This is a genomic window from Streptomyces sp. NPDC047072 (assembly GCF_040643855.1).
Taxonomy (GTDB): domain Bacteria; phylum Actinomycetota; class Actinomycetes; order Streptomycetales; family Streptomycetaceae; genus Streptomyces.
This window is the reverse complement of record NZ_JBEYVC010000159.1, coordinates 1-24,857: the sequence shown is the minus strand read 5'-3', so window position 1 is coordinate 24,857 and position 24,857 is coordinate 1. Positions and strand designations below refer to the sequence as shown.

The 24,857-nt window shown below is 68.3% G+C and carries 21 protein-coding genes, 2 tRNA genes and 1 pseudogene; 10 read left to right on the top strand and 14 right to left on the bottom strand.

Translation table 11 applies throughout. The features are described 5' to 3' along the window. Both ABZ896_RS41370 and ABZ896_RS41365 read right to left on the bottom strand, forming a co-directional pair. Positions 1–1,598 (bottom strand): YfjP family GTPase (locus tag ABZ896_RS41370; protein WP_360940666.1); only part of this gene is annotated, 1,598 nt, incomplete at its 3' end. 3 nt (positions 1,599–1,601) lie between these two features. After that, entirely contained in the window at positions 1,602–3,209 is a 1,608-nt protein-coding gene (locus ABZ896_RS41365; protein WP_360940664.1) for a dynamin family protein, read from the bottom strand. A gap of 322 nt (positions 3,210–3,531) precedes the next feature. On the opposite strand from ABZ896_RS41365, the gene ABZ896_RS41360 reads away from it, so the two are divergent. Next, positions 3,532–3,607: transfer RNA gene (locus ABZ896_RS41360), tRNA-Arg, on the top strand. A gap of 865 nt (positions 3,608–4,472) precedes the next feature. On the opposite strand, the pseudogene ABZ896_RS41355 reads toward ABZ896_RS41360, so the two are convergent. The 3 genes and pseudogenes from ABZ896_RS41355 to ABZ896_RS41345 form a co-directional block, all read right to left on the bottom strand. Beyond that, positions 4,473–5,108, bottom strand: a pseudogene (locus tag ABZ896_RS41355) (recombinase family protein); the annotation flags it as partial. A gap of 269 nt (positions 5,109–5,377) precedes the next feature. Beyond that, entirely contained in the window at positions 5,378–5,551 is a 174-nt protein-coding gene (locus ABZ896_RS41350; protein ID WP_360940662.1) for a hypothetical protein, read from the bottom strand. 307 nt (positions 5,552–5,858) lie between these two features. Then, positions 5,859–6,515: a hypothetical protein gene (locus ABZ896_RS41345; RefSeq protein WP_360940660.1), complete on the bottom strand. Its 657-nt coding sequence runs from the start codon at positions 6,513–6,515 to the stop codon at positions 5,859–5,861. A 1,080-nt stretch (positions 6,516–7,595) separates the two neighbouring features. On the opposite strand from ABZ896_RS41345, the gene ABZ896_RS41340 reads away from it, so the two are divergent. From ABZ896_RS41340 to ABZ896_RS41300, 9 genes are all read left to right on the top strand, one after another. Then, positions 7,596–8,315, top strand: a complete 720-nt coding sequence (locus ABZ896_RS41340; protein ID WP_360940658.1) for a hypothetical protein — start codon at positions 7,596–7,598, stop codon at positions 8,313–8,315. Beyond that, complete coding sequence (locus ABZ896_RS41335; RefSeq protein ID WP_360940656.1) at positions 8,315–8,749, top strand: pilin; 435 nt, start codon at positions 8,315–8,317, stop codon at positions 8,747–8,749. The genes ABZ896_RS41340 and ABZ896_RS41335 overlap by 1 nt, the downstream gene beginning before the upstream one ends. 419 nt (positions 8,750–9,168) lie before the next feature. Then, positions 9,169–10,674: a hypothetical protein gene (locus ABZ896_RS41330; protein ID WP_360940654.1), complete on the top strand. Its 1,506-nt coding sequence runs from the start codon at positions 9,169–9,171 to the stop codon at positions 10,672–10,674. Next, positions 10,671–11,840 carry a PrgI family protein gene (locus ABZ896_RS41325; RefSeq protein WP_360940652.1) on the top strand — a complete coding sequence of 390 codons (1,170 nt, stop codon included), beginning with the start codon at positions 10,671–10,673 and terminating at the stop codon, positions 11,838–11,840. Before ABZ896_RS41330 ends, ABZ896_RS41325 begins: the two co-directional genes overlap by 4 nt. Further along, positions 11,837–13,741, top strand: coding sequence for a DUF87 domain-containing protein (locus tag ABZ896_RS41320; protein WP_360940650.1), 1,905 nt, complete (start codon positions 11,837–11,839; stop codon positions 13,739–13,741). Before ABZ896_RS41325 ends, ABZ896_RS41320 begins: the two co-directional genes overlap by 4 nt. 77 nt (positions 13,742–13,818) lie before the next feature. Next, positions 13,819–14,622: a hypothetical protein gene (locus ABZ896_RS41315; protein WP_360940648.1), complete on the top strand. Its 804-nt coding sequence runs from the start codon at positions 13,819–13,821 to the stop codon at positions 14,620–14,622. Positions 14,623–14,837: 215 nt separating this feature from the next. Then, positions 14,838–17,177 (top strand): DUF87 domain-containing protein, encoded by a 2,340-nt coding sequence (locus tag ABZ896_RS41310; RefSeq protein ID WP_360940646.1) that lies wholly within the window; start codon positions 14,838–14,840, stop codon positions 17,175–17,177. Between the two features lie 81 nt (positions 17,178–17,258). Further along, entirely contained in the window at positions 17,259–18,287 is a 1,029-nt protein-coding gene (locus ABZ896_RS41305; RefSeq protein ID WP_360940644.1) for a replication-relaxation family protein, read from the top strand. 25 nt (positions 18,288–18,312) lie between these two features. Then, on the top strand, positions 18,313–19,239 hold the full coding sequence (locus tag ABZ896_RS41300) for a C40 family peptidase (protein ID WP_360940642.1): 927 nt from the start codon (positions 18,313–18,315) through the stop codon (positions 19,237–19,239). Between the two features lie 9 nt (positions 19,240–19,248). Here the strand turns inward: ABZ896_RS41300 and ABZ896_RS41295 are convergent, their stop codons facing one another. From ABZ896_RS41295 to ABZ896_RS41255, 9 genes are all read right to left on the bottom strand, one after another. Continuing rightward, entirely contained in the window at positions 19,249–19,731 is a 483-nt protein-coding gene (locus ABZ896_RS41295; protein ID WP_360940640.1) for a hypothetical protein, read from the bottom strand. Positions 19,732–19,739: 8 nt separating this feature from the next. After that, positions 19,740–19,976: a hypothetical protein gene (locus tag ABZ896_RS41290; protein ID WP_360940638.1), complete on the bottom strand. Its 237-nt coding sequence runs from the start codon at positions 19,974–19,976 to the stop codon at positions 19,740–19,742. Positions 19,977–20,164: 188 nt separating this feature from the next. Beyond that, complete coding sequence (locus tag ABZ896_RS41285) at positions 20,165–21,058, bottom strand: hypothetical protein (protein ID WP_360940636.1); 894 nt, start codon at positions 21,056–21,058, stop codon at positions 20,165–20,167. Between the two features lie 104 nt (positions 21,059–21,162). Beyond that, positions 21,163–21,606, bottom strand: a complete 444-nt coding sequence (locus ABZ896_RS41280; protein WP_360940634.1) for a DUF4262 domain-containing protein — start codon at positions 21,604–21,606, stop codon at positions 21,163–21,165. A gap of 283 nt (positions 21,607–21,889) precedes the next feature. Then, positions 21,890–23,083: a DUF932 domain-containing protein gene (locus ABZ896_RS41275; RefSeq protein ID WP_360940632.1), complete on the bottom strand. Its 1,194-nt coding sequence runs from the start codon at positions 23,081–23,083 to the stop codon at positions 21,890–21,892. A 45-nt stretch (positions 23,084–23,128) separates the two neighbouring features. Continuing rightward, complete coding sequence (locus ABZ896_RS41270) at positions 23,129–23,347, bottom strand: hypothetical protein (protein ID WP_360940630.1); 219 nt, start codon at positions 23,345–23,347, stop codon at positions 23,129–23,131. Positions 23,348–23,533: 186 nt separating this feature from the next. Next, a tRNA-Ile gene (locus tag ABZ896_RS41265) sits at positions 23,534–23,608 on the bottom strand. Positions 23,609–23,723: 115 nt separating this feature from the next. Then, positions 23,724–24,329, bottom strand: coding sequence for a hypothetical protein (locus tag ABZ896_RS41260; protein WP_360940628.1), 606 nt, complete (start codon positions 24,327–24,329; stop codon positions 23,724–23,726). 151 nt (positions 24,330–24,480) lie between these two features. Beyond that, on the bottom strand, positions 24,481–24,857 hold a 377-nt coding region (locus ABZ896_RS41255; protein WP_360940626.1), incomplete at its 5' end, for a hypothetical protein.

Here is a 24,857-nt window from a genome sequence, read left to right as displayed (position 1 = left end):
GATTTCTCGGCGATGAGCTTGTTCAACTCATCACTAAGTTCGAGCAGCCGGGCCGCGTCCGGGGCGTGGCCGACATGGGGCCGGATCCGCGCGAGGTCGGCGAGCGTGCGGACGGCCTGCTCGACGCGCTGGCGCGCGGTCGCCTCCTCCTCGGCCTGGGCACGCAACGGCAGCCGCCCGGTGGGAGGTTCGCGCCGGTCGTTGTACCAGCGCCACAGCCGCAGCCAGGGCGTGCCGCACGCGCGGTTGGCGTTGCGCAGCCAGGCGCGCTCGGCCGCCTCACCCGCCGCGGTGGCGCCGACGGCGTCCGCGAGCCGGGCGGCGAACTCGTCGCGCGCCTCCTCGCTGAGCCCGGTGCGCCTGCCGGTCGCGTAGACCGGCCGCAGCCGCCACGCGGCCGTGTCCACGTCGGCCGCGATCCGCCGCGCGGCGGCCCCGCGCTCGGCGACGAACTGCCCGAGCGCCTCCCGCAGTTCACCGACGCCGTCCCCGGTGAGGGCCGACAGGGCGAGCACGGTCGCGCCCGGTTCGCCGTACTCCCCGAGCGCGATGCCGTCCTCGTCGAGGAGACGCCGCAGATCGTCGAGGACCTGCTCGGTGGCCTCGCCGGGCAGCCGGTCGGTCTGGTTGAGGACGACGAACATGACCTCGGCGTGGCCCGCCATGGGCCGCAGATAGCGCTCGTGCAGCACGGCGTCGGCGTACTTCTCGGGGTCGACGACCCAGACGACCGCGTCGACGAGCGCCAGGATGCGGTCGACGTGCTCGCGGTGCTGCACGGCGGCCGAGTCGTGGTCGGGCAGGTCCACGAGGACGAGCCCGCGCAACTGCGCCTCCGCCTCGGCGCTCTGCACGGGCCGCCGCCGCAACCGGGGCGGGATGCCGAGCCGCTCGATGAGACCGGCCGACCCGTCGCTCCAACTGCACGCGATCGGCGCGGCGGTGGTGGGCCGCCGTACGCCGGTCTCCGAGATGGTCACTCCGGCGAGCGCGTTGAACAGCTGCGACTTGCCGCTGCCGGTCGCGCCCGCGATGGCGACGACCGTGTGCTGCCCGGAGAGCCGCCGCCGCGCGGCCGCCTCGTCGAGCACCCGCCCGGCCTCGGCGAGGGTCCGGCTGTCGAGCCGGGTGCGGGAGAGCCCGATGAGCTCACGCAGGGCGTCCAGACGGGAGCGCAGGGGGCCGTCGTACGCCAATGGCGCGGCGGGAGGCGCGTTGTGACCGCGGGTCTCCACGACGGCGGGCGGCTCGCTCCCGGGGGTCACCCGTCGCGCGATGAGCCCGTCGTCCCACGCGCCCGGGGTGTCGGCGTCGGCCGGGTCGGCCGGCTTCGCGGCATCCACACGCGTGTGCGTCGCTACGGCGTCCACGCGCGCGCGTGCGTCCTCGTTCGCCGGGTCCTTCTGCGCGTCTCCGGAAGGGCTGCCCTGTCCGTCGTGGCTCTGCCCTGGAGGGGCCGGTTCCACGGAGCCCTCCTCCAGGCTGCCTTCGTCCGGGCGGCCGTCCTCCTGAGGGCCCCCCTCACGGCGTCCCTCCTCGTCATCGGATACGGCGTCCCCCGCCTGTTCCGTGTGGTCCTGATCCGTGACGGCGGTCACCGGTCACCTCTCCTTCTGCAGTACGGACAGCGCGGCGATGAGCTCGGCCTGGGGCTCGGGGTGGACGTCGAGGGCGTCGAGCGGCGCGAGCCGGCGCTCGCGCTCGGTGTGCATGACCCGGTCGAGGTGTTCGGTGAGCAGCCGTCCGCCCCGGTCGCGCAGTCGGAGCGCGCCGTGGGCGCCGATCCGCTCGGCGAGCCCTTCCCCAGCCACGCGTGCCCGCCGTCCGCCCAGCAGCGCGGTGGCGACGAGCGCGGCGACCGTCTCGGGGTCGGGGGCGACCCCGCGGTCGAGGTCCCGGACCTCCTCCTCGGCGTACTCCTCCAGCTCCCGTCGCCAGCGCCGCACGGCCATCCCGATCCGGTGCTCGGCGCTCTCCGCGGAGGGGTCACGGTCGGTCAGACCGGGCGCGTCCGCCGCCGGTTCGCGCCGCCAGGCCTCGTCGACGCGTTCGTCGGCGGCGGTGACCGCGCACAGCAGGAGGGCCCCCAGGCTCTCCACAAGGGCGTCCAGGAGCTCTCCGGCGGTGCAGTCGAGGGGGAAGGCCCGCCAGCGCTTGAGGGCGTCACCGGCGAGCACGGCGCCGGCCTGGAGCCGGCCCCGCACGCGCGCGTACTCGTTGTCGTACGCCCCCTCGACGGCGGTGGTGAGCCGTAGCGCGGCCGCGTACTGGGCGGCGGCGGCGCTGGCCAGTTCGGGCATCCGGGACTTGAGGGAGGCGAGGACGCCGTGGGCGGTACGGGCGACGGTGTGCTGCCGGGCCGCGGGGTCCTGCGTCTGGTGGACGAGCCAGGTCCGCAGTTGCGCGACGGCGGTGGCCGGCAGCAGGCCGCCGCCCCAGGCGGACTCGGGCAGTTCGGGGACCGTGAAGCGGGGCACGTCGCCGAGGCCGGCCTTGGTGAGGAGGGCGCCGTACTGCCGCGAGACCTCGGAGACGACCTGGTGGGGTACACGGTCGAGGACGGTGACGAGCGCGGCGTCGTACTCCTTGGCGGTGCGCAGGAGGTGCCAGGGGACGGCGTCGGCGTAGCGGGCGGCTGTCGTGACCATGATCCAGACGTCGGCGGCGCAGATCAGTTCGGCGGCGAGGACGCGGTTGTCGGCGACGAGGGAGTCGATGTCGGGGGCGTCGAGGAGGGCGAGGCCGGGCGGGAGGCTGTCGGCGGTCTCGATGCGGAGCACGCGCGCGGGGTTCTCGCCGGGCAGCAGGAGGTCGTCGGCGGGCTCCTGATGGGGCGTCCACACGCGCGTGAGGTCGGGCAGGACGCGCATCCCGCTGAACCAGTGATGGTCCTCCGGGTGGCAGACCAGCACGGGTGTGCGGGTGGTGGGGCGCAGGACGCCCGCCTCGCTCACCCGGCGTCCGACAAGGGAGTTGACGAGGGTCGACTTGCCGGCGCCGGTGGAGCCGCCCACCACGGCCAGCAGGGGTGCTTCGGGGTCCCGCAACCGGGGCACCAGATAGTCGTCGAGCTGGGCGAGCAGTTCGTCGCGGTTGGCACGCGCGCGTGGCGCCCCCGCCAGGGGCAGCGGGAAGCGTGCGGCGGCGACACGGTCGCGCAGGGCGGAGAGTGCGTCGAGCAGCTGAGGCCGTACGTCCAAGGTCACCACATGCGAAGAATGCCCAATTTTAGGGGAATTCTGAAGCATATGAGTATGTCTGCGCGCCGACTGGACACAAGGGGCGGAAGGGACGACTGGGACGCAGGCACAGTCCAGGCATAACGAGTGCACAACACCCGGGGCGCAAGGCACCAAAAGCAGTGCACGATTCGTACCTGCCTGCGATTATCAGGACCGCTTCACCGAACCTCCACATCGAGCCACGGAGGCGAAGCAACAGGGACAAGGTTGTGGGAGCCCTATCCTTGTCCCCGGCAACGTCACGGAACGGCCCACACCCGGGCACCCAAGACAGAGGCCACCACACCCGGCCCCCGTAGCTCAGTGGATAGAGCAGGCGCCTTCTAAGCGCTTGGCCGCAGGTTCGAGTCCTGCCGGGGGCGCCACGCAGAAGGATGGCGGCGGCGTTGTCCTATCCGCCATTCCTTCCTCCTCGCTCATTTGGAGCACCGTCCCGCCCGGTCGGCCGGGCAGGAGATCCGTCATGTCGGCGATGTTTCCCATGCTGCCACCGGTAAGTGTCACGCGGCAGGTGGCGAGTTCCGTCCTGTGGTCGTAACGGATCTCAAGGCGAAGCGCCTCGAAGAGTCGGCGGGACATGGCGTCCGGCATGGCGGTCACGTCGACCGAGGTGACCGGAAGTCCGGTGAGCAGGTTCGGGTTCGGCGTCTCCTGGATCTCGGCCTCCAGCCCTGCCAGTTGCCGCTCCAGGTCCATCTGCCGACCGCGCAGTTCGGCCCGTCGCTCGTTCAGGTCCCGGATGAAACTCTGGTCCGGGTTGTCGACGAGCTCCAGGTTTCGAAGCAGCCGCTTGCTCCTGGTCTCCGTTTCCCTGATGGCCTTGCGCAAGGATGTCGCGCGTACTTCCCGTTGCTGTTGAGCGTCGACATCCATCTGGTCGAGACTCTCGGCGAGGAGGTCGCGCCGATACGCTCCGAACACGCGGTCGGACAAGAAGACACCGAGCCCTTCGAGCATCGCCGGTTCCGGCACCCAGATGCTCGGAGGGTGGTCAGCGGCCCGATACGACTTCTTCGGCGCGCAGACGTAGTAGCTGACCCCTTTGCTCGACTTGCCGTAGAAGCGCCGTTCGCACTGGGTGCAGAAGACGAAACTGCGCAGCCGGTAGATCCGCTGCGCCCGTGGATGTGTGCTCGTCTCGGGGGCGCTGCGGGAGCGCTCGCGGTACTCGGCGACCTGTTGCGCCTGGACGAACGTCTCAAGGTCCACCAGCGCCTCGTGGGTCGGCTCGGCGGACCAGACCCACTCCTCCACCGGGTTGGCCCGGTTACGGCCGGCGCCCTTGCGGGCCCGGCGGTTCCAGACCATGTGCCCAGTGTGCTTCGGGTTGGTGAGCACATCACGGACGCTGGAGGGGGTCCAGTGGCCGACCGCGGTTTCGACCAGGATGGGAGACGGAGGCGGATTGAGGACCAGGTCCGCATTCAGCCGGTCAGCGATCGCTTCGTAGCTGAGCCGCTCCACGACGCGCCAATGGAACATCCTCCGTACGGCTGCTCCCTCGACGGGGTCGACCTCCAGCAGGGTCTTTTTGACGCCCTTGGCGCGCTTGGCTGGGACGGGATGCGGAACCGGTTTGGCTCGGTACCCGTAGCACGGCTTGCCGACGTTGTAGCCCTGCTCGGTGTGCATCTCGAAGCCCGACCACGACTTCTCCAGCATCTCGGTCACGTACCACTCCGCCACGCCCTGCTTCATACGACGGGTGAGGACCTGAGTAGCGGCCTTGGCCTTACGGGGACTGACGTCGAGGCGGATCGGTTCGTCGGCGGCGAGCAGCGGAACACCGGCCTGCTCCAACTGGTACTCGATCCGAGTGCTGAAGTACGTGGTCCGCGCGATCCGGTCGACCGACTCGCAGATCACCGCGTCGAACCGCCGAGCCTGCTGCTGCGCCTCCTCCAAGAGATCCTGGATGCTGCCGTCCCGCGGAATGGGGATCTGAAAGTCCTCATGCGCAGTGCCACGACCCCGGGCTTCCAGGGCGGTGCGTCCGGACTCCACGTCGTAGAAGTGCACGACGATCACGGCGTTCTCAGGAAGGGCTAGACGGCTGTTGCGCAGTTGTCGCGGCAGCGAGAGCGTCGGATCCTGCAGATCACGGGTCGAAGTACGGCCGAGCCATGCGACCCTGATCAGTCCGGATCCAGGCCCGACCCCGGGTCGGCCTCGTCCGCCGGAGCCGTGCTCGATCCAGGCCCGGATCGCTTCTGGGCCACCCATTCCACGACCTCCCGTATCACTTGCGCCTGCTCGCGACGGAGCAGTGCTCCCTCCGGGCCGTCGATGACCTGGATCTCAAAGGCCATGCGGATACGACCGCGCGGGACGAAGCGTCCGTCCTCTGATCGATCACTGCGCCCGGTCGAAGCGTCAGCCATGGCTTTGAGGCCCATCGTTCCGAGCTACAGCGCGACGTGGCTGAAGTTGAGTTGATGAAGAAGGCCTGGACCTGAGTGCGGTGCCCGCCCGGATCATGGCCAAGAAGCTCGGAATCGCATCCATTCGCCACTTGGCCACTCCAGGGCCGAGTCGACGGGGCGAAGAACCTAGAGTAACGCTGAATGGCCTTTGTTGAGGAGCCCGTTGGCCCAACTGCCGGTGAGTGCCCACGGCTCACTTCCAGTCCCGTGCGCCTGGCAGCCGCGGGATGAAGAGCAGGACGTCAGCAGGTGCACGGTCGGGTGCGTTGGACAGCGTGATCTGGTCGAGATGGACCAGTCCGAAGCAGCGTGCCATACCCGTCACGAGGCGGGAGAGACTCGTCGGATCATCCTCACTATGGTGACCGTATGTGATGAAGGCAAGCAGCCCGGTCGGCCCGAGAAACTCGTTCCAAGGAACGTACTCAACCCAGTCAGCCGACCGTGTGTCCAGGCAAGCGATCACTACGCCGAAGGACTTGGAGCCGGTCCTCTCGGAGTCTGTTGTCTCCGCGAGAGTCCGCCGCAGGACTCCGTCCGGCGATACCGAGTCGGGAGTTGGGGAAGTCCGTCCGGGTACGGACTCCGGCACGGTCGGTTCCTTGGGCTGAGCAATCGAGGCGGGGCGTACAGGATCGACCGTACGCGTCACTACGGTCCTGCCGAGTCGGGAGGAGGACTCCGCAACGTTTCTCGGGACAGCCGCACAGACCCGGCGTGACTTGTCGGTGCGTGGGCTCAGAACAAGCACGTGTTCACGCGGCTGGGTGTAGCGAAGGATGAATTCGACCACGAGGCCGGTCAACCACGTTGCCTCTTCTTGATCGTCCGGGTGATCGGGCTGCGGCATGGTCAGCTCCTCTCGCGCGAAGTTTCCTGTCGCTACAAGAGGCCGGAAATCGGCCGCATTTTGGCCACGGATCCGCGCCATCCATTCGCTTGCTCGTAGTGCCGACCGCCGCCGCTACCCATGCCGTGCCCTGAGCCCGCTCCGAGATCACCGCTTAAGGACTCTGATCGGGCCATCCGCGACACGAGCGACTCACGCCCCGCTCCCCAGAAGATCTCTTCGGTGTGCTCGTCCGACTGAAGTACGCCGTATATCGCTTTCGCCGCACTCGGCCCCCATGCCTCCGGGAACATCCGGGCGTCGTGCGGGCGAGAACGGTCGGAGCCGGGTCCTTAGTCGGACCGAGGCGGACCCGGTCGGGAACCCTCAGCGAGACCACGAGTCCGAGCCGATTGGCCGACCGTCCACAGCACGACCGCCGAAGCGGTGAACGAGGCTGGCAATCGGTCATGACAACCACTGCCCGCCTTCGCCCGATCGCACTCGGACTCGGACCGCGTCCCTACCGCCCGACTATCAAAGTGGTCGAAGCGACGACGAGTGTTCCCAAAATGCCGCCCTAGATCATCCATAAAACCGCAGGTCGCCAGCTAGTAAGCCGACATTGAGGCACGCCCGTCACATGGATCCGTTTTCGCATGCAAAACCAGATCACCTGGACCCCGTTAAGGAAATATTAGTAGCCGGAATCTACGTCTCTCTGCTGCCTTTCTGTATTCTCTTGGCCCTTTCTTGTCCCAGTCCTGGCTATCTGAGGGCGCCATCTTCCCCTATTTGAGGAGGCGTCTGATCATGGCTGTTCAACGTCCCGGAAGCAGCCGCGTCGACCGCGCCCCGGAGAACGCTCTTCCGTTGGACACAGCCCGGCGGTGTTTCGCCCTGCTAGTCGCCGGGCCCCAACCGTTGTGCCTGGACGGTCGCGCGTTCCGAGGTCTGCCGCACCGGCCCATCCCGTTGGACGAGCTTCGACACCGACTACTGCGACGCAACTGCCCGCGCCGCACACGCGACGCCGTTTGGGCTCACCTGGTACGCCGCTCGCGGCGAGAGGGCGCCACCTGGACCCTGGCGTGCACGGGTATGGCGCTGCCGGCTCTGGCTGGAGTGGCCAGGCGATTGGCCGAGGGCTTCCCCGGGGACCCCTTCGATGTCCACGCCGAAGTGCTGTCGGGCTTTCTGGGCGCGTTGGTGACCATCGATGTGGCTCGTCCCAAGGTGATGCCGCGGTTGCGGTGGGCGGCCTACCGGCAGGGATTCGCAGCGCTCATGGAAGCGCTCGATGCCCCCACACCGGCCGCTCCCGGGTTCCGGTCAGCCGCACCGCGACCGCCCTGGGGACATCCGGATCTGGTACTGGCACGCGCGGTCCGGGAGTCGGTCCTGACCCGGACCGAGGCCGACCTGATCGGTGCTACCCGACTCGACAAGACCTCCGTCGACGACTGGGCGGTCCAACATCAGACCACGGCCAACGCGACCTACAAGCTCCGCCGGCGAGCCGAGGCACGGCTCGTCGTCTTTCTCCGCGGCGAGACCCAGGACACCGACCCGGATGATCCGGTCGCCGTTTCCGTGCTGGGCAGCTTGCCCTCCGCAGCCGAACTTCCTGCTCGCCGCAACGCGGTGCTGACACTCGCCGGTTCATCGGCCTCGGTGATCGGCGTCGGCAACAACCGAGTTCCGGACCGAGGCCAGGACTCTTCGACCGGCGTGGCCAAAACCGCACCGAAATCCGGTCTTTTGAGGTGCGGGAGTTCCACGCCCGCCTCGACGTCTTCGCCGACTTCGGAGGTGCGCTGATGCGCCGGCTGTCCCTCCCACATCGCTATGAGCGCACCGCCGCCCGCGTCCGCGCCCGGCTGCACCATGCCTTCGTCGAAAGGCGGTTGGGCCGTCGGCTGGGCTGCTGGCTGCTGGTGACCGGCGCCGCCCTGCTGCTGATCTGCCTCCTCGGAGCTTCTGCAGCGCAGGCCGCCGAGCCCCAACACCTTCTGGCACTGGCCAAGTCGGTCAATGATGTGCTGAACAACATCCGTAACTGGATCATGGGCATCCTGGCCGGCTTGGCCACGGTGTTCCTGTCGCTGGGCGGCGTGCGCTACGTCATGGCCGGGGGCGACCCCGGCGAGGTGGAGAAGGCCAAGACGGCGTTCAAGAGTGCCGGTTGGGGATACGGGCTGGCGGCGCTGGCTCCTCTGGTGGTCGAGATCCTCAAAGGGATCGTGGGCGCCTGATGACCACCGCCCAGGCCACCGTCGCCCCGGAAATCCGGCTTGGCCCGGCTGTCCGCAGCCGCACCAGCGCTGGGTCACCCGCGCAATCGAACCGTCGCCGCGATCTACGTCGTTGGGGCCGTGCTCTTGTGCTCGGCGTCGTGGCCTTGACAGTGCTCGCCTCGATGTTCTCCGCCTACGCAGATCCGAGCCCAAGTCCTGGTCCGGCGCCGGCCCCATCTGCCGAACCAACACCGTCAGCGACTGCCACGTCGTGCCCGGGTGCGGACTGCATCCCCCAGCCTGGTACTTCCGCGTCCTCCGCGCCCACCGCGGGGGCCATACCCCCGGCCGAAGTCCCCGAGGGCGACGGAGCCGGCGGGATATCCGGATGGATCTCCAAGGGCATCACGAGCGCGATCACGAGCTTCTTCAAATCAGTGATCAAGTTCGCCCTCAATCCGCTGCTGGACCTGCTCAGCGGGACGCTTCTGACGACGCCGAGCCCCGAATCCATGCCCCGCGTCGGCGAGTTGTGGACGAACTCCTGGCAGATCGCTGCCGCCTCCTACACCCTGTTCGTCGCCCTCGCCGGGATCGTGTTGATGAGTCACGAGACGGTCCAGAGCCGCTACTCCATCAAGGAGATCGCTCCCCGGATTCCCCTGGGATTCCTCGCCTCGGCCCTGTCGCTGTTCTTCGCAGGCAAGGCAGTGGATCTCGCCAACGCCCTCTCCCACGCCGCCATGGGCGGCGGCGTCAACGCCGACACCGCCGGGCCCGCGCTGCGCGACTTCGTTCTCAGCACCTTCAACTCCGACAGCGGCAGCATCTTCCTCGTCCTGATGTGGCTCGTGACCATCGGGGTCCTGGTCGCCCTCCTGCTGACCTTCGTCGTCCGCGTCGCCCTCACGATCATCCTGATCGTCGCCGCGCCCCTGGCATTGATCTGTCACGCCCTGCCGCAGACCGACGGCGTCGCCCGCTGGTGGTGGAAGGCCTTTGGTGGCGTACTGGCCATCCAGGTCGCCCAGTCCCTCGCCCTGATCACCGGAGTACGGGTATTCCTGACTCCCGGCGGCTTCGGCCCGACCGGGCTCTTCGGGCTCAACAACAACGGGCTGATCAACGTACTCATCACGTTGGCGTTGATGTACATCGTCTTCAAGATCCCGTTCTGGATCCTGGGCTCGATCCGCTTCAGCCACGGCCGCTCGTTCGTCGGCAGCCTCGCCCGCGCCTACGTCATGTACAAGACCTTCGGATTGCTGCGCGGTAGGAGCGGATCGAGCGCGACTTCGCGCCGCAGCCCTCCTGCGGGAGGGCCAGGAGGAGCGTCCGGTGTTCCTCGGCCGTCCGGGCGGGGACCGTCTCCGGGTGGTTCAGGCCGCCGAAGCAGCAGTACCGCTCCTTCGCCTCCTGGGGCGGGTCTACCCACCGGTGGTTCTCGCCGTCCACCGGGACTTCCGCTGTTCCTCCAGCCCACTGCCGCGGCCCCGCAGCGCAACCAGCCGATCGGGCCGGCCGCCGGTCGGCCGCCGATGCCGGAATTCCGCGCTCCGGGCGACCAGCCGTCCGGCGCGTCCCCTGCCCAGACACCCACGCCGTCAACGCGGCCGACCAGCCCGCCCGGCTCACCGGTGTTCCGGAAGCCCGATGGCGGCAACGCGCCCACCCGTTCGACCAGAGCAACCGGCAGGCCACCGGCACCCGCGCGCCCTCGCTTCCAACAGCCCACCCCGCAGTCCGATATCCCGCCACGGCACACCACTCGAAGGGTCGCCCCTACCACCTTCCGTCCGCCGGTGTCCGAGCCGCGCATCGCCCCTGGGCGGTACTCACGCACAAGCGCCCCGCCCCCAGCCGTCTTCAGCTCCCCGTCCGCCAGGCGTCCTCCGCTCCCACGCCGTACCGACAGCAGCCGCTCAGGAGGTGACCCCTCGTGACCCAGCCCGTACGCATTCCCTCCGATGTCGACCGCGAGGACACCGTCCTGGCCGGCCTCACCGCTCGCCAACTGATGATCTTGGCTGTCACCGGACTCCTGTTGTACGGGAGTTGGTCCGTCATGCGGTCGTTCGTGCCCGTGCCGGTATTCCTGGTGCCTGCCGTTCCGATCGCGGCCACCGCTGTCTTCGTGACTCTGGGACGGCGCGACGGACTGCCTCTGGACCGTCTGATGCTCGCAGCTCTACGCCAACACATGGAGCCCCGCTACCAGGTGACCGCCCCGGAGGGAATCCCCTCCGCCCCTGTTTGGCTCTCGGAGCAAGCCACGCTGAGCGACGAACAGCGGGTCGCCACCGCAGTCGCTCCGGCCTCACTCCGGTTACCGGCCGAAGACGTCACGGACACCGGCGTGATCGACCTCGGCACCGACGGGGTCACCGTGGTGGCAGTCTGCAGCACCGTCAACTTCGCGCTGCGCACTCCCGGGGAACAGGACTCCCTGGTCTCCGCATTCGGCCGCTACTTGCACTCGCTCACGGCCCCTGTCCAGATCCTCGTCCGTGCCGAGCACCTGGATCTCTCCGCGCAGATCGCCGAATTGCACGACAACGCGCCGTCCCTGCCGCATCCCGCCCTGGAGACCGCCGCCCATGAACACGCCGACTACCTCGCCCATCTCGGCCGGACCTCGGATCTGCTGCGCCGCCAGGTGCTGCTCGTTCTGCGCGAACCGATCGGTGCGGCTGGAACCGTCGACGGGCTCGGCGGAGCCTCGCCTCTGACCGTGCTCGCCCGCCGTCGGTCCGCCCAACGTCCGGCACGGGCCAACGCCGCGACCCGGCGTGCGGCTGAGGCCCGCCTGTTGCGTCGGCTCAGCGAGGCCGCCGAGCTTCTGAGCCCCATCGGCGTCATCGTGACACCGCTGGACCCCGGGCAGGCCACCTCGATCCTCGCCGCCTCCTGCAACCCCGACAGCCTGGTTCCGCCGTCGTCCGCGCTCGCCGTGACCGGCGACATCATCACCGCGGTGGCTCCCGGCGAAGAGGACTGGCCCTCGTCCAACGCCGGCTCACCAACGACTCGGTCCTCCACTCAAACGCAAGACGGGCCTGGTGAAGATGGCTCCTGGTTCGCTCACTTCCAAGAGCGGGAACCCACGTGAAGCGCCCTGGGGCCCGTGCGCATCGGCGGGCACAGGCAGGGGCGCCTACGGGCGGTGCCGGAGCCTTCGCCCCGGATGCGCTAGCGATCGCGCCCCGGCATCTGGAGGTCGGGAGTGAGTGGGTAGCCTCCTTCGCGATCACCGGTTTTCCCCGCGAGGTGCACCCCGGCTGGCTCCAGCCCCTGCTGACCTACCCCGGCCGGGTGGACGTCAGCCTGCACGTCGAGCCAATCGATCCGGTCACCGCGGCCAACCGACTCAAGCGGCAGCTGGCCAAGATGGAGTCCGGCCGTCGCTACACGCAGGAGCACGGCCGACTCCTCGACCCACAGGTCGAGGCGGCGACCGAAGACGCCTACGACCTCTCCGCCCGCGTCGCCCGGGGCGAGGGCAAGCTGTTCCGGCTCGGCCTCTACCTGACCGTCCACGCCACCAGCCACGAGGCCCTGACCGACGAGGTGGCCGCCGTACGCTCACTGGCCGCCAGCCTGCTGCTGGACGCCAAGCCCACCACGTACCGCAGTCTCCAGGGCTGGGTGACCTGCCTGCCGATGGGCCTGGACCTGGTGAAGATGCGCCGCACCTTCGACACCGCGGCGCTCTCCGCGGCGTTCCCCTTCACCAGCCCCGACCTGCCCCCGCCCGACCCGACCTCGGTCGCCGCGCCCTCCGGTGTGCTGTACGGCTACAACATCGGCTCTCAAGGGCTGGTGCACTGGGACCGGTTCGCCCTCGACAACCACAACAGCGTGATCCTCGGGCGGTCCGGCGCGGGCAAGAGCTACCTCGTCAAACTGGAACTGCTGCGCTCGCTCTACCGCGGGATCGAGGTCCACGTCATCGACCCCGAGGACGAGTACGCCCGCCTCGCTCAAGCCGTGGGCGGCACGTACATCCACCTCGGAGCCGACGACATCCACGTCAACCCCTTCGACCTGCCCATCCACACCGGCCCCGACGGACGCCGCACCGCACCCAAGGACGCCCTGGTGCGCCGCGCGCTGTTCCTTCACACAGTCCTGGCCTTACTGCTCGGCGCCGAACTGGCGCCCACCGAGCGGGCCGTCTTCGACCGAGCGATCGCCGCCACCTATCAACGAAGCGGCATCACCGCGGACGCCCGTACCTGGACGCGCCCCGCACCGTTATTGGGCGACCTCGTGACGGCGCTCAACCGCTTCAAAGACCGAACGGCCCACGAACTCGCGGCCCGGCTCCACCCGTTCACGGACGGCGCGTTCTCCGGCCTGTTCGCCGGACCCACCACCACTCGGCCTGACGGCCATCTCGTGGTGTTCTCCATGCGCGACCTTGCGGACGAACTCAAGCCCGTCGGCACGCTGTTGACCCTGGACTCGGTCTGGCGCCGGGTGTCCAACCCAGCAGTGCGCCGACCACGCCTGGTGACCGTGGACGAAGCCTGGCTGCTGATGAAGGAGCCCGCCGGAGCAGAGTTCCTGTTCCGGATGGCAAAGGCGTCCCGCAAACGCTGGGCCGGACTGACTGTGGCCTCGCAGGACAGCGGTGACGTCCTCGGCTCCGACCTCGGCAAGGCTGTCGTGGCCAACGCCGCCACGCAGATCCTGCTGCGGCAAGCCCCGCAGGCCATCGACGAGATCACCCGCGCGTTCGATCTGTCCGAGGGGGAGCGGCAGTTCTTGCTGTCGGCCGACCGCGGGCAAGGGCTTCTGTCCACCGGGACCCATCGGGTCGCCTTCCAAGCGGTCGCCTCACCCACCGAGCACTACCTGGTCACCACCGACCCGGCCGAACTCGCCACGTACGCCGAGGACGACACCTCCATGACGGTCGACGAGTCCTTCCTGGACCTGGAAGCCGCGGGCCCCGCGGCAGATGCCTTCGAAGGCGGCACAAGCGGCCACGTCGTTGTCGGTCCCTGACTGCGCCGGCGGGCTTCGCCCGCTCACACAACGCCCTTGCCCTGGGCGCTCACGTCTTCTCCACGAGGGGAGTCTTCATGCCCCTGCCCAAACCGATGCCCACCCCCGCTTCGGCCCGCCCTGCGCGGTTGCTGACCCAGAACAGTGAGATGCGCGCGATCGGCGCCTGGAACTGGACCCTGCCCGCCTGGGCGGGCCGACTTCCTGATGGCCGTACCTACAACACCTGCCCGTCGGCGGGCATTTGCCGCCGCGTCTGTTACGCACGCCACGGCACCTACACATGGCCGGTGGTTCGCGCCAAGCACCAGGCCAACCTTCAGTTCGTGCTCGACGATCCGGTCGGCTGGGAGCAGACCATGATCGCGGAGCTCGGCGCACGAAGGTTCCGCGGCACATGGGTGCGCATCCACGACAGCGGTGACTTCGTCTCCGACGAGTACCTGATCGCCTGGCTGCGCATCATCCGTGCGCGTCCCGAGACGAACTTCTACGCGTACAGCAAGGAAGTCACCAGGTTCCGCGCCCTGGTGGAGCCCGACCCGCCGACCAACTTCCTCTGGGTCTACAGCTTCGGCGGGACCCAGGACGCAGACCTCGATGTCGCGGTCGACCGAGTGGCGGACGTCTTCCCTGATGAAGGGGCGATCGCGGCAGCCGGATGGCACTCCCAGGCAGCCAACGATCTCCTCGCCGTGCTCGGCCCCCACCTGGTCGGTGTCCCGGCCAACCGCATCCCTCACTTCCTCAAGCTCCTGGGCGATCGCAGCTTCGGCTCCTGGCAGGCCGAGGTCGACGCCGAGCGCGAGGCCGCCCGTCGTAGACGTGGCGAGCGCAGCCTGGCGGGTGGCCCTGAGTCTCAACACAGCTGCGCCGCCTGACAGTTCAGCGCACGGCCCACGTTGTTCTTTCACTAATCCGGAGGCTCTTCACCATGGTCATCGGCCATGCCCTCCCCTCAGTGCAACTCTCTGCTCCCACTGAACCCGACTCACCGCTGGAGACCTACCTGCGTGACCCGGCGGGGGCCGTTCGCGCCGTCGTGGACCACGTGACACGCTGGATCATCATTTGGGGGCCGGTCACGGGTTCCACCGTGGCGATCGTTCTCGGCGCGTTGGGCTGGGCGCGCTGGTGGTGGCATCGCCGCTGTCGCCAGAACCTCGCGCGTGACGCCCGGTTGGTGAGTGTGCTGCCACCACCTACCGCCGACCCGGCGGGCGCCGAAGCTCTCTGGGCGAACCTGCTGGGGCTCCTGCGACCGGCCTGGCGCCTCCGTCTCTCCGGCCAGCCCCACTTGGCCTGGGAATACGTCTTCGACCGCGAGACCATACGCCTGCGTCTGTGGGTGCCCGGCGTGATCCCGCCCGGGATGGTGGAACGCGCGGTCGAAGCCGCCTGGCCTGGAGCCCGCACCCGCACCACGCCCGTACCGCCTCTACCCGATGCCTCGAACCGGGAGACCGAGGCCGCCGGGGGCGATCTGCGGCTCGCCCGCACCGAGGCCCTGCCCATCCGTACCGACTTCCCGGCCGATCCGATCCGTGCTCTGCTCGGCGCGCCCGTCGGACTCGGTCCTCATGAGCAGGCCGTCGTCCAGGTCCTGGCCCGCCCCGTCACCGGACACCGGGTGAAGAAGGCTCGCCGAGCCGCCCGGCGTACGCGAGCAGGCCGTTCCGCCCGCCCCATCGGCAGCCTCCTCGATCTGATCACCCCCGGGCAGCGTGTATGTCCCCGGAACCACCAAGCAGCCTCGCTGGTGGACCGGCAGACCGCGCTGGCCACCGCCGCCGAGGACAAGGCGATCGTGGCCAAACAGCGCGGTGCCTCGTACGAGACCCGCGTCCGCTACGTCGTCACGGTGGCCGTCCCCGACGGCCTGGACGCCGACAAGCACGCTGCGACCCGTGACCTGCTGCGTGGCCGGTGCCACGCCATCGCCTCCGCGTACTCCGCGTTCACCGAGCACAACTACTACCGCCGCGCCCGGCTCCGTCGCCCCCTGCCACGCCTTGCCGAACGCCGCCTCGACAAGGGCGACTTGCTGTCCATCCCGGAGCTGGCCGCAGTGGCGCACCTGCCCTGGGACGAAGCCGTCCCCGCCCTGCAACGCGCCGGAGCCCGTGCTGTTCCGCCGCCACCCGGTATCGCCACCACCGGCCCGTCCGTCAGGCCCATCGGTCTGACGGACTCGGGGCATGCCCGCCCGGTGGGGCTGCGGGTCCCGGACGCCCGCCACCATGTGCACATCCTCGGCGCCACTGGCTCCGGCAAGTCCGAGCTCATGGCCCGGATGATCCTCGCCGACGCGGTCGCCGGACGCGGTTTGATCGTGGTGGACCCCAAGGGCGATCTGATCACTGACGTCCTGATGCGCCTGCCCGAGGAGCTCGGCGAGAAGGTGGTGCTCTTCGACGCCGACAGCAAGAGCCGCCCGCCCGTCATCAACCCGCTCGAAGGCGCGGACGCGGCTCGGACGGTCGACAACCTCGTATCGATCTTCTCGCGTGTCTACGCCTCCTCGTGGGGGCCACGCACGGACGACATCCTGCGTGCCGGTCTGCTCACCCTGCGCGAGCTCCCCGGCACTCCCGTCCTCACTGATCTACCCAAACTCCTGTCAGTGCCTGCCTTCCGGCAACGCGCTGTCGAGCAGATCCACGACGACGTGCTGCGAGGTTTCTGGTCCTGGTACGACGCCCTGTCGGGTCCCGCTCGCGCCCAGGTCACCGCCCCGTTGATGAACAAGGTTCGCGGATTCCTGCTGCGTCCCTTCGTCCGGGCCGCTCTCGCCGGCGGATCTTCCACCGTCGACATGGATCAGGTACTCAACGGCGGAATCTGCCTGGTCCGCATCGCCAAAGACGCGCTGGGCACCGAGACCTCCCATCTCATGGGCTCGATCGTGGTCGGTCGGACCTGGCAGGCCGCCACTGGCCGAGCCCGTGTCCCTCAGGGGCAGCGGCGGGACGCCGGGCTGTATCTGGACGAGGCGCACAACTTCCTGAACCTCCCCTACCCGTTGGAGGACATGCTCGCGGAGGCCCGCGGCTACCGGCTGTCGATGACCCTCGCTCACCAGTACCTGCGCCAACTGCCCAAGGAACTGGAGGAGGGCATCAGCACCAACGCCCGCACCAAGATCTTCTTCAACGCCTCGCCGGAAGACGCCCGCCACCTCACCCGGCACACCGAACCTCGGCTGACCGCCCACGACTTGTCCAACCTCGACGCCTTCCACGCCGCCGTACGACCAGTGGTCGGCGGTGCCGAGGCCCCCGCCTTCACGGTGGTCACCGAACCGCTTCCGCCGGCAATACCCGGCCGGGCACGGCAGATCCGCGCCGCTGCCCGCCGCAACGTCCATCCCAAGCCGCCTGCTCCCCGCCGCGTATCTGACAGGCCGAGCGCCGTCGATCCGCGCCGAGCCACCTGAGCCCCGGCCTCTCCGCCAAGAGCCGCTCTCATGAGTTCCCAGGTCATTCACCCTGCGCTCTTCAACTGGAGGTGCACGACCGTGATCACCCATCCCACCCAGCAGCGTGCCCTGCGAGGACACCGACCCCAGCGCGTCAGCCAACGTGTCGCCGCCACCGGCGAGTACGTCGCTCGGCTCTCGGAACGCCTCACCGACCGCGACCGCTGGCTCGCCCGCATGCTCTACGAGCACAAGGTCCTCACGACCCACCAGATCACCGAGATCGCCCACCCCTCACCCCGAGCCGCCAACGCCCGGCTGCTCCAGCTGTACAAGTGGCGTCTGGTGGACCGTTTCCAGCCCTTCATCACGTCCGGCAGCGCCCCCATGCACTACGTCCTCGACGTCGCCGGCGCGACCGTCCTCGCCCGCGAAGACGGACTCGACCCCCGACACCTGAACTACAAGCACGAGCGAGCCATCGGCATAGCCCATTCGCTGCACCTGGCCCACACCGTCGGCACCAACGGGTTCTTCACCGCTCTCATCGCCCACTCGCGCCAGCCCGGGGTTGCTGGGGAACTCACCACCTGGTGGTCCGAATCCCGCTGCCGACGCCACTTCGGCGACATCGTCCTTCCCGACGGCTACGGCCGCTGGCACGAGCAGCGCACCGAGTTCGAGTGGTTCCTGGAGTTCGATCTCGCCACGGAACGCCCCGACCGCGTCGCCGCCAAGCTGCCCCGCTACGCGCAACTCGCCGCCGCGACCGGCATCACCACTCCAGTCCTGATCTGGGTGCCCACCGCTCGCCGCGAGACCCACGTCCGCCAAGCGCTCGCCACGTCCCTCGGGGTCCTCGACGGCCCCGAGCTGGTCCCTGTGGCCACAGCCACCGCCGACTTCAACGCGCGCCCCTCGGCAGCCTGTTGGCAGCCCTTGAACCCTCAACAGCCCAACGCCGGCGAGCGACTCCGGCTTGCCGAACTCAACAGCGCCTGGCCGCACTTGCCACCGCTGAGCCCCACCTCGTCACCCACGACCACGACCGGCAACGGCACCTCCACGGATCTCCTCCCTCCGTCCCCGCTGGCACCCCGCCCGACACTCCGCCGCCCCAGGCGGTGAAACGCCGATGGGGAAGAAAGGCGTTGTGGTCCTGGCGGCCGTGGGCCTCATCGTCACCCTGGCCGCCGCCGGCACGGGCGGCATGCTCTCAGCATTCGGCAGCAGCAACACGCAGCCCAGCAAGGCCGCACTGATCGACATCCCGTCCGACTACCTCGGCCTCTACATGGAGGCCGCCGCCACCTGCCCCGGGCTGGACTGGCCCATCCTGGCAGCTGTCGGAAAAGCCGAATCGGACCACGGTCGATCGTCGCTCCCCGGCGTCCGCAGCGGCGCCAACGACGCCGGAGCCCGGGGCCCCATGCAGTTTCTGCCGGCCACCTTCAAAAGCGTCGTCGCCAGCCACCAGATGCCGTCAGGTGGAGCGACCCCGCCTTCGCCGTACGACGCGCACGACGCCGTCTACGCTGCCGCCGCCTACCTGTGCGACTCCGGTGCCCGCGACGACCGCGACCTCACCGGCGCCCTCTACGCCTACAACCACGCCGACTGGTACGTCTCGCAGGTCCTCACTCAGGCGCAGGCCTACTCCAGCAGCGCGGCCTTCGGCGCCGATGCCGCCCCTGCCTCAGCCGCCCTACAGGCGATCAACTACGCCCAAGGCCAGCTCGGGTTGCCGTACGAGTGGGGTGGCGACGGTCCTGGGGCGAGGGACGCGGGCTTCGACTGCTCCGGTTTGACCAAGGCTGCCTACGCTGCGGCGGGCGTGCCTCTGCCGCGTACAGCCCAGGAACAGTTCGACGCCGGCCCGGGCGTGCCGTCCGGGCAGTCGCTGAAACCCGGCGACCTTGTCTTCTACGGCACCGCCGTCAACGGCATCCACCACGTTGGCCTCTACATCGGAGCCGGGAGGATGATCGACGCACCCCGACCCGGAACGTCGATCCGCATCGAGCGCTACCGGTATCAAGGAGACGACTACGCCGGTGCAACCCGGCCTGCACACAACTGACTTGGAGACCTACTGGTCTCGGGTGAGATATCGCAGGAGGTGGCGTCCCGGATAGTCGTCGTACGGCTGGACTGGGACGGTGATCACCTCGTGCTGGTCGAAAACGGGTTCGCCACTTGGGCGCCGGGCGTACGGAAGGTAGCCGTAGTCCACTCCGTCGTCCGCGTCGAAGGTCATCCACGCCATGAGTTCCTGTTCGCCCTCTCTCAAGGGCAGGTTGGCGACTGCCCGGCCGTACACGGCGTCCTCGGTGAACAGCCACACCTGCGGGACGGCGAACGCGAAGCGGAGGGTGTGAACCTGCTGCGCCTTGTCCGCCGCGCGGCGCTCGAAGGCCTGGGCGGTTGCATCGTCTCGCAGGTAGTCGAAGTCCGAGAGCGTCAGGGTCCGCTCTCCCTGCAGCGCGACCATCGCCGGGCAGTCGCGCTCGCGGATTGCTCGCTCCAGCCGATCGGTGACCTCGCGCAGCAGGGTCTCGGTGGCCTGGTTCATCCGGCTGCTCACTTCCCGGCCGGCCGGTCTCCGTCCCAGTGCCTGAAGGCGTAGAAGGCGTCCATCACTTCGACGGAGCTTCGGCTGCCGAGATGGGCGAGGTACTGCAAGGTGCGGCTGACCTCTGTGCGCTGGCGCGAACCGGCGCGGGTCGGGGCGTCGTCCACCACCGTGCCGTCGAGCTGCTCCAGCCGCTCGGCCAGTTCCCGCACAGTCTGCCGTGCGGTGCTCAGGTCGATCTGCAAGGTACAACCTCCAGGCTCTCGGGCAGTCTCCCGCAACCGGAACACCCGAAGGCGTGCGGCACGACGGTCAGCTGCCGTGGCCCGGTGTTTTCCTGGTCGCGACAGTCCGACAGCTACTGAACGAGGAGGTTAGCCGTCTGAGCGGCTTCGCGCAGGATGACCACGGCGTCGGGACGCCGACCGCGGGTTCAATGCCTGTGACCGCCAGGCTGCCCCGCGTCACCCAGATCCGGTGGCTCGCAGTAGTCGACATCCGATTCCAACGAGAGGACGTCTCCCGACCTGATGTCGCTGCGATAGGCATCGAACACCTCGCCAGCGGTGAGGGGCTGAAGTCTGTCGCCGGTCATTCTCCAGCCGTATACGCGATCGGTAGCGCTGGGGGCGCTCGTACGGATCACGATGCCTCCGGCACTGTGTGTCGCGATACTGAGGGCAAGGACCGTGACGAATTCCAGCACTTCGCTTTCGTCGACTCGTGGTTTGCCTTCGGGCTTGACGTCGGCGTGCAGACCAGCGGCAAGGGTTTCGGGCCTGGCCAACACGCTGCACGCAAGGTAATGGTGACCTGGACCGGCGGTATCGAGGATGCGCGCGAGCAGTGACGTGGCCCGCGCATAGGCCGCTCGGCCGATGTCTTCTCCGCAGACTGCGCACGGGCCCATTCCGGCGAGGGCCGCGGTCGCGAACTCCCAAGTCGCTTTATGGACTGCCTCGTCGATGAGAACGGGGATCAACTCGGACAGGGCTTGTCCCTCGTAAGGGAGGGCGGGGCCAGTAGTGGCGAGTTCGGCCGTGTAGCGCGTACGACTGGCCTGAGCATCGGGTTCGAGGCCCAGGTCGGTACAGAACTCGGTGAACTCCTGCGGCTCGAAGAGCGCGACGGCGGTGTAGCCCCCTGTTGCTGCGCGGGTCCGGAGCAGGGATTCCATCTCCCTCAGATAGCTCTCGTGATCGTCAAAAGGAAAGGTGCTGTAGCACCGCATGGCTGCGAAGTCCTGCTGATCGGCGAGCAGGCCGATGGTGCCGACTATTTCGCGGCGCAGGAGGCGTCGCATCGCAAGCTGGTTGGTAGATGTCATGGTGGCCCCCTGTACGCATAGTTGGTAGTCGAGTCGTTGTCGATCTCTCCGAGGTCTTTCTCCCCATGGCTGCAGAACGCCGTGGATGCGACGCCGATCGGCTCTCACAGCAGCGGCTGGGACTCCGAAGGCAGCTGGCAGTGCGCGTCGCCGAGGAACCGGTTGTACTTGTCGGGCCAAACGGCCTGCCAGAGCGTCGGGGTGACGCCGTAGAGGGCGTGGACGATGCCGAGGTCTTCCGGCCGATCGACTTGACGCAACCGGAGGTCGAGGCCGCCTTGGAGTAGCCCGCTCACTTGGAGTCCCTCGATGGGTTCGAAGCCCTGGTCGACGAGTGCGACAGCGAGGGTGTGGAGCAGACTGTGCGAGGTCTCGGCGCTCAGCCCCGACGCCGCGAGTTCGTAGTCCCGGCCGGGTTGAGTGTGCAGGCCGACGGTGTAGGCGAAGGACCGGGCACCGGTTCCCGGGTTTCCGCCGACGTACTGCACCGCGTAACCGTGCTGCGCGACGATTCCCGCCACGCGCTGGAGGTACGGGCCGCTGGTCATGACGCCTCCTTCGAGGAAGTCGGGGTGTCAGTGCGGCACTTGGGCGTCGGCCGCTGATGGGCTGGCCACTTCAACTCATCGCCAGCGCATTCCTCGGCTCGTCGCGGCCCGACAGCCGCAGGAGGCCCTCTCCTGGGAAAGGGAGTTCAGGAGAGGGCCGAGCCGCCCCTGGCGAGAGGGGCAGCGACCGGCGGCGGGGAATGCAGACAAAGCCGCCACCGGAGCTTGATCAAACGGACGAGGAGTTCAGGGTGGGCCGTAAGGACGGTCTCGACGGTCCGCGTCACCGAGCCAGGCTCAGCAACTGCCGGTGAGCCTTGGTCTTGAGGTCGTCGTGGGTCCCCTCCAGCGTCCGCTGCGCACGCGTCAGGTCCTCGCTCAGGTTACGGGGTACGACCTGCGTCCGATGGTCGAGGAAGTCGGTGACGGTCCGCTCGGCCGCGTAGGCCGTCCGGCCCAACTTCCGTGCCTGTTCGCGGAACATTCCGTCCAGCTGGTCATGCCGACCCCGGATGAAGGCCTTGGTCCGGTCGGTGGCGTCGTCGTCGACCGGCCAGAGGCTGTCCACGAGCTCGTGGAAGTCGTCGATCAACAGGTCGGTGCGGACGAGCTGGTTCTCCTCGGCCTCGAAGGTCTTCGCGTAGTTGAGAGTCAGGCCGAGCGTGCGGCGAGCCAATTCCAGGCTGGACAACCCGCCCTTGGTGTGTCGGATGCCCCAACGGTGAACAGCGTCCTGGGACGCGAAGCGTTCCGTGTTGCCACAAGCGATCCGCCATGGCGTGACGACGGACTCGGCCTGCGACGTGCCGTCGTGGGAGTTGATCGCGGCGAGGTAGAGGATGATCTCGTCGTCCAGCCCGCCGCGGTCGATGACGATCGAGCGGGGGATCCGCATGGTCACGAAGGTCTTCCGGCCCCCGCGGAGCGCGCCGGCCGACTCCCAAATCGCGTCGTAGCGCTGCACCAGGTCCTGGAGGAACTCGAAGACACGTCGGTTCTGAAAGACCTCGTACCGCCCGCCCACGGTGCCGAGGGCCTCGCCCGAGTCCGTACGGACGGTGACGTAGCGATCGGCGGCGACACGGACCCCGTCGTCCCACTCGTACAGAACTCGACGCTTGCTGACCTCCCAGTCGATCCGGGCGAGCTTCAGCACCTCGTCGATGTCCGAGATCCCGCCGGGGATCACGGCGCCCAGGCCGTGCCAGGCCGGGGTGGTGGTGTAGAGGGCGGCTCCGCCAGTGGTCGTGTCCAGCCCGTGCTGGGCAAGGATCTGTTCGATCCGCCCCTCAGTGCTGCGCTGCACGATGAAGGTCTCACCCGCGTCCCAGCCGGTGAGTACCTCGTACCGATCGCCGCCCAGGGGACGGATCTCGCCGCGGTCGATACGCTCCTGGAAAGCACGCGCTTCCGCATGCATGGGCTCGATCTGCTCTGCCTTCGCCTGCGCGAACGCGGTGTTGACGTCAACCGTCATGGTTCGACTCCTTAAATGATCTTCTTGAGAACGTGGCGACGAGGATCACGAGCGCACTTCCTTGCCCATGTCGCGGAGCAGCTCGATGGCGCGTCCCTTGGCGTCGTCCCCGCACGAGGTCTGGACGGTCACCGTGTTCTGGACGCGCTCGGCCGCCTCGCTCAGCAGCTCGGCCTTGATGACGGGTACGGCCTCACCGGCCTCCCGCCGAAAGGCGATCTTCGAGATGACGAACGGCTCGACCTTGCGGCCGTGTATGTCCATAAGAAACTTGATCGCCCATGTGACGTGGCGGCCACACACCTCGAATGTGGTCGTCAGCCGGCCCGTCCGCAGGGCGTAGGTAGGAAACTTTGCACAGTCCCCCTTGTCGCACTCCCAACCGTTGTTGGCCACGGTCCGACTCCTTGGGAATCTCCGATTTTCCGTTGCGGCCACGTGAGCCACGAGTGGTTGCGGCGGGATTCGAACCCGCGACCTCAACGGCTTATAAGACCGGCGCTCTACCAGCTGAGCTACGCAACCGAGAGAAGGGAATACTCCAGAAAAAGACCCGGACACTCTCCGAGGAGAGAGAGGAAGAGTGCCCTGGGGATTTGGGATTCTTCGAGGCCGGGGTGGTCGTTCCGGAGCGTCCCGCTCATCTACGAGGGCCACGCGTTCCGGTGCCCGCGATGCGATCGGTGTGAACGACCCAGGTAACTGACTGCACGGTGCTGGGCAGTTCATCGAGCCGCACGGCGGCTTCGCGGTAGCAGTGCGCCAGCAGGGCGTATCGACGGGTGCTTCCCAGACCCCGGTCGCGTTGCCCGTAGGTCTCCCCCACCGCGACGTCGTGGGCGTGACGGTCGATCACTACCGCGTTGGGATCGCACGGGTCGGCGATGCAGCGGAAGAACATCCCCGTCTTGCGCTCCATGGGCAGCACCTCTTCGGGGTCCTCGCCAGCCATGATCCTGACGACCTTGGTCAGCGCGTCCTCGAAATGGCCTGAGGGAACGCCGGTTTCATATGCTCGACGAGCTAATCGACTGTTCTCGGACCAGGACTTGTTCGCGGAGAGTGCAGCAATCACACCGGCGCCAGCCCGTGGGTCCCCATCAGTTATCGCAGACGCAAGGTCGTGAGCAGTGCGATACCACGTGCGTCCGCGTTGCAGCTGTTCCGGATTGGCGGCTTGCCATGTCGCGATGATGTTGCGTACGTAGCGCTCGCGCGTTTCCTCAGATGCATCGGCGGATATCATGACGTGCCTCCCTCCAGGCGAACGGGAGCCGGGGCATAATTGCCCGCCGCCTCCTTCCGCAGCCCCTCGTTCAAATACGGTGCCGGAAGGCTGCCAATTACCGATCTTGCTCGGCTTGAAGAGCAGCGGTGCCTACGAATTCGGCAGGGCATCAGAGGCGTTCTGCGACGTCCGGGTAAAGTTCTTCCTTGACCACGATGCGCTCGGGCTCCAGTTCCTGAATGGAGGTGCCCGCACCCGTGATCCGTCGGTACGTGATCGTCCCCGCGGGGCGCTCGGGCACCACGGCGAACGTCCCGGCCGGTTCGAGCCACTTGTCGACCACGACGCGCTCACCCTTGCGGTTGCGGTTCACATATGCCGTGATCCGGAGCACACGCCCTCTGTCGTACGTCACCTCACGCGCGGTGATCTTGTAGAAGACGGGAAGGAGGTAGGCCATGTTCTCGGTCGACTCGCGCCCGGTCTCCTCCCACTCGACGGTCACCAGCGGGTAGGCGTAGAACCGCTTGACGATCGCGGTACGGT